The organism is Candidatus Aminicenantes bacterium (genome assembly GCA_011049425.1).
GTDB lineage: Bacteria > Acidobacteriota > Aminicenantia > UBA2199 > UBA2199 > UBA876.
Genome location: DSBM01000091.1, coordinates 1 through 7,478, shown reverse-complemented (window position 1 = coordinate 7,478; position 7,478 = coordinate 1). Strand labels below are relative to the sequence as shown.

Here is a 7,478-nt window from a genome sequence, read left to right as displayed (position 1 = left end):
TATCCCGGCAAGCGTGTTTCTTTCCTGGGCACGCGCATCCATTGGATATGGCACTACCTGGTGCTGATGCTGATCCTGGTGCTGGGTTTGCGCAAGCGCTTTGGAGTCGAGTTCTAGCAAGGTTGAAGAGTTGTAAAGTTGGAGAGAAGGTGACAGGTATCAGGTGACAGGAGGCAGACGTAGGGGCGACCGGCCGCTCGCCCTTCTATCCCCATGCTTCTTGATTTTCCGGATTGAAGGGAATACGATTGTTTTCTGAGGGGCGAGCGGCTCGATTGTGTGGGGAGGAAATGCGTGAAAAAAAAGAACGTTCTCCTGATTCTGGTTCTTTTGATGATGCTGTTGTTGCAGGGCTGCGCGGTACTGGATGAAATAGCAGGCACGTTTGCCAACCTGAAACGCTTGAAGTTCCGCCTCGGCGCCATCTCGGACTTTACCCTGGCCGGGGTGGAGATCGGGCATATCTCGAGTTTGCAAAACCTCAATGTTGCCGACGCCATGCAATTGCTGGCGGCTTTCAGAAACCGGCGCCTGCCCGCCCGATTCATGCTGAATGTGGAGGCGCGTAACCCCAATGACGGAACTGGAGGAACCCCGAGAACCGTTTCCACGCTGACCCGTTTTGACTGGCGTTTGCTGATCGATGATCATCCCACAGTCAGCGGGGGTATCGATGCGCCCCTGGAGATTCCGGGAACGGGACAAATCAGCAATATTCCCCTGCGCCTGGAACTGGATCTTTACGAGTTTTTCGGTCAAAGGGGATATGAAAACCTGTTGAATCTTGCCCTGGCACTGGGAGGCCGCGGCGGAGACATATCGCGGGTGGCTCTGGATGCCCAGCCCGGGGTGTCCACGCCTTTTGGAGCGATCACTTATCCCGATCGCATCACCATCATCGCCAAGGAATTCCGCTGAGTCATCAGAGCCGGCGATATGTCTTTTGGTAAAATGCGCTGAAAATCCCGTGTCCGCGAATCTGTGGATGTGGAAAAAGAATTTTTTGCGTATGTGATATGATACAAGTCAATTTTGGTCCGAAAAAATGACCTTGAAAGTTTATGTGATTTCCGACGGGACCGGCAAAACCGCCGAAGGGGCGTTGAAGTCCGCCATGGCGCAATTTGGCGAAACCGACACGGAAATCAGGGTCCGCGCCAAAGTCCGTACCGAAAAACAAGTCGAGCAAATCATTGATGAAGCCAAAAACAACAACGGCTTTGTGGTGCATACCATTGTGTCCAAGAACCTGCGCGATCGCATCCTCGCCCTCGGCCGCTTGAATGAGGTGGAAACCATCGATCTCATGGGGCCCCTGTTGGCGCAGTTGTCCCGGCAACTGGATTACTCACCGCTGGAAACCCCCGGCATGTTCCGCAAACTGAATCGCGCCTATTTCCAGCGCATCGAGTCCATGGAATTTGCTTTCCGCCATGACGACGGCAATCGTGCCGAAGAGATCGACAAAGGCGAAATCATATTGATCGGAGTATCAAGGACATTCAAGACGCCGTTAAGCATTTATCTGGCGTTCAAGGGTTGGCGGGTGGCAAATGTTCCCATTGTCCTGGGGCTTGATCCTCCCCCAAAGATATTCAATCTTCAGGGCGTGTATGTATTCGGACTCACAACCTCTCCCAAGAACCTGGCTGAATTGCGCAGCGTACGCGACCAGTACCTGGGCGGAGCAACGGGGCAGTATTCCGATATCGATTACGTGCGGGCTGAACTACGCTATGCCTGCAAGATTTTCGAGCGTATCAGGGATTGTCAAATCATCGATGTCACCAACAAACCCATCGAGGAGATCGCCTCGGACATTTTGGCCCGGATCAAGAGCCGCGGCGGAAAGACCAGGCCCAACGGGTAACTGTTTCCGCGGTTTCCAGCGCAGATTCCATCCAATCACCGCCGGAGGTTATGTGCTGATATTTGCTGATCAACAGATGATCAGAACATTATTTCCAGTTCCAGCATTGTCCGGCTGAGGGCGATCAGGGGCAGCAGGCCGGCCTGGACCGCCGCCTTCAGAGCCGGGTTCCGGATAATCAGGCGTGCCAGGGGCGGCGAGTAACGGTAATAGGCCTGAACAAAATCACGGCCCGGGTTGTGTGTCATCAGGAATTGATCACGGAAATCACGCAATAGAACCACCTGGGCGGCAAGGGGTGAACCGAACGCGGCTGTGGCGATAAAGCACCCCCTGGCGCCGTTGCCGTCGCCATTGTCGTTCCCGGAACTGCGGGATTTGATCTGGATGGTTGCGGCGAAAGTGGTACGGTTGTTAAGGGTATAGTCGTCGTTTTTCAGCCCGTTCACCGTGATGATCATGCCGATGTAGTAGGTCCCGGCCGGCACGTCATTGGGGATGGTGGAATTGATATCAAAAACCGAGCGGGTTTCCCTGGCCAGGGTATCCCAGTTCCAATAGGAGCCGACCTGATAATCATCTCCGGTGATGTTGCGGTCCGTGGAAAGGAAAACGCGGATCCGCACATTGGATGCAGGCAGGAAGCCGATGTTTTCCACGGTGATGTTCCTCAGGCTGATGGCATCACCCGGGTAATAACTGGATTGATTCGCCGTGGCGTTTTTCAGGCCGTTGCCGGCGTAATAGGATTCGACGCCTACATCAACCGTGTTCTTAATATTTGTACGACTCTGGTAATTGCGGCGCAGGCAATATGCATCAGCAACGTGGATACCCCGGCCGTCCTCAATGATATCGTGGTAATAACTGTGGACTACGGTCAATTGATCGTAGTCATAGGTTTCGTAATAACCCCAGTTTCCCGCGGATCCACGCTGCATGCCCCAAGTATGGGCCATCTCGTGCATGACTATAGGCCGCAGGAGGACGACATCGTCGTTTCCCCAGGCGGCCTCTTCGTTGTCCGTCCATTCATAAGCGGGGTTGAACATGATATCCGACTCCAGCAAAACACCGCAGGGACTTCCCGACCGCCACCAATGGTGTGCCCAACCGATATATCCGTTCCAACCGACCCCGTAGATCCTCTGCAAGTCGGCTTCCTTGACCCATCCGCACACTTCATTGCGGTTATTGTGGCCGAATTTTCCGTCACTGGGACTCTTCTGGTAAATGGCCATGAACCGGTTCCAGGTGTTCCGGGCCGCTTCAATGGTATCGTAGGACCACCACTCCGTGGGAACGGTCTTTATGACAAACGGCAGTGTGTGGTAGCCGCAGTACCCCAGGGTGCCTCCCAGGGGACGACTCGATTCTTTCCCAGGGGGAATGATCTCTGATTGATCGGGGATTGGCTGTTCCTCCATGGCGGGGTATTCATCTCCAGTGATCCAGGTGGTGATGGAAGTCCCGATTCCTTCACGCCGAAGCAGCGGTTTTCCGACTGGTGCGTTCAACGCCACCTCGCGGGTATAATGAATGAATTCTTCCAGGGTCAGGGGCGCCCCGGTGTCGTTGGGCGTTTTTAGTGCAGATGCCGGCATGGAGCCATCCGCCGGGTGATTGGGGACGGGGGGAGGGGCGGACAGGGTTTCAGCGGCGATTGAGGCGGTATCGTTGACCGGTGAACCGTTGCGGATAAAAGAGACCCGGGATGTACCGCTGATCAGTCTGCCGTCTCTATCTCCATGAAAAATTCGGTTGCCCGCCGTCAGAACATACTCTTGCGTGGTTTCCACGTCCTTTACCACGTTGAACATCCCCTGGGGTCCCCCGATCAAAGGATTTGCGTACGTTCCGCCGTCATCGTTCACAAACAGGAGGTAGCGGCGTTCCGGCTCAAACGCGGGTGCGATGCTGACTCCGAGGCAGATGTCCCCTACACAGCCGCCTGCATGCTCCAGGATAATGGTCGTGGAGTCCTTCTGAACGGAACGATGGGTGCCGTGAACCATCACAATGTCGCGGAAATAGACTTCCGTGATAATGAAAGTTCCCTGTGAGTTGAAACGGGTTTCCAGCCGGTCCACCGTGCCCACAAAGACCAGGTCCGCGCTGTTGGCGACCTCTTTAAAGGAGAGTCGAAGATGCGATGCTTCCGCAGTGCTGATCAACAGTAGTAACAGTCCGGCTGTTCCCAACCAGAACGGGAACCCTTGACATGCATACGCACAACGGTTTTTGCTCCTGAACATGAACGCCTCCGATCCGCAATTATGCGGCGGTTATACTTGGTTGTCTATACTAAAAAAGTAGTTTACTTCCGGAACAATTCCGGAAGAAAAAGCGCTTGAAAATTGCCGGAACACGCTGCCGGCGGTGCGCGGCAGAATGCTGCAGATCGCCGGGGTTTATTTCTCGACTTTCAGTACGGTCTTGATGGCCTCTTCGAATCCTTCTTTGGGCATGGCGCCCATGGCCATCTGCGGTTTGTCATCCTTGGGGATGAAGAGGATGGAGGGGATGCTCTGAATCTGGAAAACGGCGGCGAGTTCCTGTTCGGCTTCGGTATCTACTTTGTAGATGTCTACTTTGCCCTCGTACTCTGCTGAAAGCTTTTCCAGCACGGGGGCCACCATCTTGCAGGGGCCGCACCAGTCGGCATAGAAGTCGATGATGGCAGGGCGATCCCCTCTGAATTGCCATTCCTTGCTATTCTCATAATCGAATACCTTTTCAATAAACGTATCTTTGGTCAGATGCTCCATTGTTTTTCTCCAGGGTTGGATTGGTTAAAAAATAATTATATCAAAAAAAAGAACCCCGGTCAACCATAGAGTCGACACCATAGAGTCGTCACCCGGGTTCATATTGGGGAAGGATCAGGGCGGGCCGGGGGAGGGATCCGGTCCGCCCTGGAGGGTCCTTACTTTCTGCGGCTGCGAGCCGTTTTTTTGGCGGATCCGGACCGGGAAACGGACCGGGAAACGGACCGGGAACGGCTGCCTGATGAACGCCCTACAGACGTACTCCGTTTCGAACTCGAGCGGCTGATTGTCGACTTGCGTACCACCCGGCTGGAGCCTTTCTCTGAATAACTCTTTGGAGCCAAGCGGGAGCGCTTAATGGTTCTGCTGCTGGAAACGGGATAGTGATTGCCCCGGTAACGTTTGTCTGTTCCCTGGTCGCGGCTTCGCGGAGCGTAGCGGCTCGTACCCCGGCGGGTGCTCAGATGATCCCGGTTCACCCGGGATTCAGATCGATAGCGGTACCGGCTATCCAGGTGCCGCTTCTGCAACACCCGGCTGCGGTGGCGGTAGTAGTCGCGGTTGGAGCGCCGGTTGTGAAAGTAGCGGCGATAGCGGTCACGCAGATAGCGGTTGTGATAGCGATTGTAGCTGTAGCGGCGGTAATGGTTGTAGTAGTAGTTGAAGCGCATGTAACTGTCGTAGTAGGGAAGACCGAAACAGGAGAGGCGGATGAAGCGGTTCATGGAGACCAGGCTCCAGTGCAGGCGGTGCCCGATACGGCTGAGTTCATAGATGGGAATCACAAAGACCCTGGGGCCAACCAACACGAAGTACACGTCCCGGTACGGGTGGGTCCAGTAGTATACCGGGCCGTTGTGACGGCTCAACCAGGGCCGGGCGCTCTCATAGCCGTAGTCGTAATTGAGGTAAGCATCGTTGTAGTTTTCGTAAGGTTCGGCGTAGTCGTCGCCATAATACCCTTGGGCGAATCCGGTTCCCGTTGCCAGGATCAGGATCAACATAATGGCTTTCAGGTGTTTCATTTGGCACCTCCTGCCAGATGGAGAGCAATATCGTTTCCAACCCGGAAAGGCAAAAGGTGTGACAAATTCCGGACAGTATCGCAGTTGACTTTTCCATGATCTTCATCTATGTATGACCATTGATGACAATTGCTTGTCGCAGGCTGAATCCACATTCCCGGGTTCAACGCAAGGGTTTTAAGGAGAAAAGAGATGACATATTGCCGCAGTCTGATTACATGGGTTGCCATCCTGCTTCTGTTTCCCACAGCCGGTTTTGCGGAAGTAGCGGAAGTAATAGATGACGCCAGAATAAAAGACAGTTGCACCATTATTACCGTGGGCCGGCTCGCCAGCGCCGACGGATCGGTCATGACCTCCCATACCTGCGATTCCAACTACCGTACCTGGATCGAATTCGTTCCCGGAGGGACACATAAACCGGGCGAAAAAACGGCCATTTACAAAGGAAGCATGCACAACTTCTTTGCCGGCGACAAACGCGTGATAAAGAAACTGGGCGAGATTCCCCAGGTTCCCCGAACCTTCCGTTTTTTGAACACCGCGTATCCCTGCATGAACGAACACCAATTGGGCATGGGGGAATCCACCTTTAACGGGCGCAAGGAATTGAAAAGCGATAAGGGCATATTTCAAATTGAAGAACTGCAACGCATCGCCCTGGAACGTTGCCGCACCGCCCGTGAGGCCATCCGCCTGATCGGCCGGCTTATCGAGGAATACGGATATTGTGACAGCGGGGAGTGCATCACCATTATCGATCCCAACGAAGCGTGGCAAATGGAGATCCTGGGTCCGGGCAAAGACAAATTGGGCGGGGTGTGGGCGGCCCAGCGCATTCCCGACGATCATGTGGGGGTTTCGGCCAATATCAGCCGCATTGCTGAACTCGACCTGGACAACCCGGACTACTTTATGGCGTCTGAGAACGTGTTCAAGCTGGCCGAAAAAAACAAGTGGTGGGACCCGAAAAAAGAACCTTTCAAGTTTTACAAGGCCTATGGCGACAGTTACTCGGGCAAGCCCTTCACCATCCGCGAGTACTGGGTGTTTAGCCGATTGGCGCCGTCGCTGAACCTGGACTTTAACGCGGACGAGTTGCCGTTCAGCGTAAAACCGGAAAAGCCGGTCTCATTGCAAAAGATGGTTGAATTGTTTAAAGCCGACTATGAAGGTTCGGAATACGATATGACCAGAAACCTGATGGTGACGCAGAAAGACCGCAAAAGCGGAGAAGAGGAAACCGTTAAGAGCCCGGCGGTCAATGCCTGGATGTCCCGCCACATGCGCACCCTGCTCAACACCCTGAAAGAGGATGTGGTCGTGCGGCACCGCCCCATCGCGGTGGAGTACTGCGCCTACCACACCATCGTGCAGGCCCGGGGCTGGCTGCCCGATGACTTGGGCGGCCGTGTCTGGTTCGGCCTGGACAATCCGGCCATGACGGTAAAAGTGCCCCTGTACATGGGCATGGAAGCGGTATTGCCCTCTTACAAAGTGGGATCACAAGAGAAATTCCGCCGTGATTCCGCCACCTGGGCGTTCCGCCGCGTGGCCAAGTTGGCCATGATCCGCTGGGACCTGTGCCGCGAGTTGGTTGAAAAGACAATGCGGGAGTACGAGCAAAAGGCCGACCGCGAAGTGCCGCGCCTGGAAGCGGATTACATGGAGCTCTATCCCACGGACCCCCGGGCCGCGAACCGCCTGCTTACGCAATACTCCCACCAGTTCGCCGATGCACTGGTCAACCGCTACTGGGACCTGGGCGATCATTTGTGGAACTTTTACGCCCGCGGTTTCTAGCAGGAAAAGTTG

At 54.7% G+C, this 7,478-nt stretch carries 6 protein-coding genes; 3 read left to right on the top strand and 3 right to left on the bottom strand.

Going from position 1 to position 7,478, the window contains the following annotated elements:
- The first annotated feature begins 294 nt into the window (after positions 1-294).
- Positions 295-918, top strand: a complete 624-nt coding sequence (locus ENN40_06095; protein ID HDP94914.1) for a hypothetical protein — start codon at positions 295-297, stop codon at positions 916-918.
- Between the two features lie 127 nt (positions 919-1,045).
- Positions 1,046-1,870: a kinase/pyrophosphorylase gene (locus ENN40_06090; GenBank protein ID HDP94913.1), complete on the top strand. Its 825-nt coding sequence runs from the start codon at positions 1,046-1,048 to the stop codon at positions 1,868-1,870.
- 80 nt (positions 1,871-1,950) lie between these two features.
- Here the strand turns inward: ENN40_06090 and ENN40_06085 are convergent, their stop codons facing one another.
- The 3 genes from ENN40_06085 to ENN40_06075 form a co-directional block, all read right to left on the bottom strand.
- Complete coding sequence (locus ENN40_06085; GenBank protein ID HDP94912.1) at positions 1,951-4,125, bottom strand: hypothetical protein; 2,175 nt, start codon at positions 4,123-4,125, stop codon at positions 1,951-1,953.
- Between the two features lie 156 nt (positions 4,126-4,281).
- Complete coding sequence (gene trxA / locus ENN40_06080) at positions 4,282-4,638, bottom strand: thioredoxin (GenBank protein ID HDP94911.1); 357 nt, start codon at positions 4,636-4,638, stop codon at positions 4,282-4,284.
- A gap of 158 nt (positions 4,639-4,796) precedes the next feature.
- Complete coding sequence (locus tag ENN40_06075; protein ID HDP94910.1) at positions 4,797-5,663, bottom strand: hypothetical protein; 867 nt, start codon at positions 5,661-5,663, stop codon at positions 4,797-4,799.
- Positions 5,664-5,855: 192 nt separating this feature from the next.
- Here ENN40_06075 and ENN40_06070 point away from each other — a divergent pair, with 192 nt between their 5' ends.
- Positions 5,856-7,466 (top strand): peptidase, encoded by a 1,611-nt coding sequence (locus tag ENN40_06070; GenBank protein HDP94909.1) that lies wholly within the window; start codon positions 5,856-5,858, stop codon positions 7,464-7,466.
- The last annotated feature ends 12 nt before the right edge of the window (positions 7,467-7,478 follow it).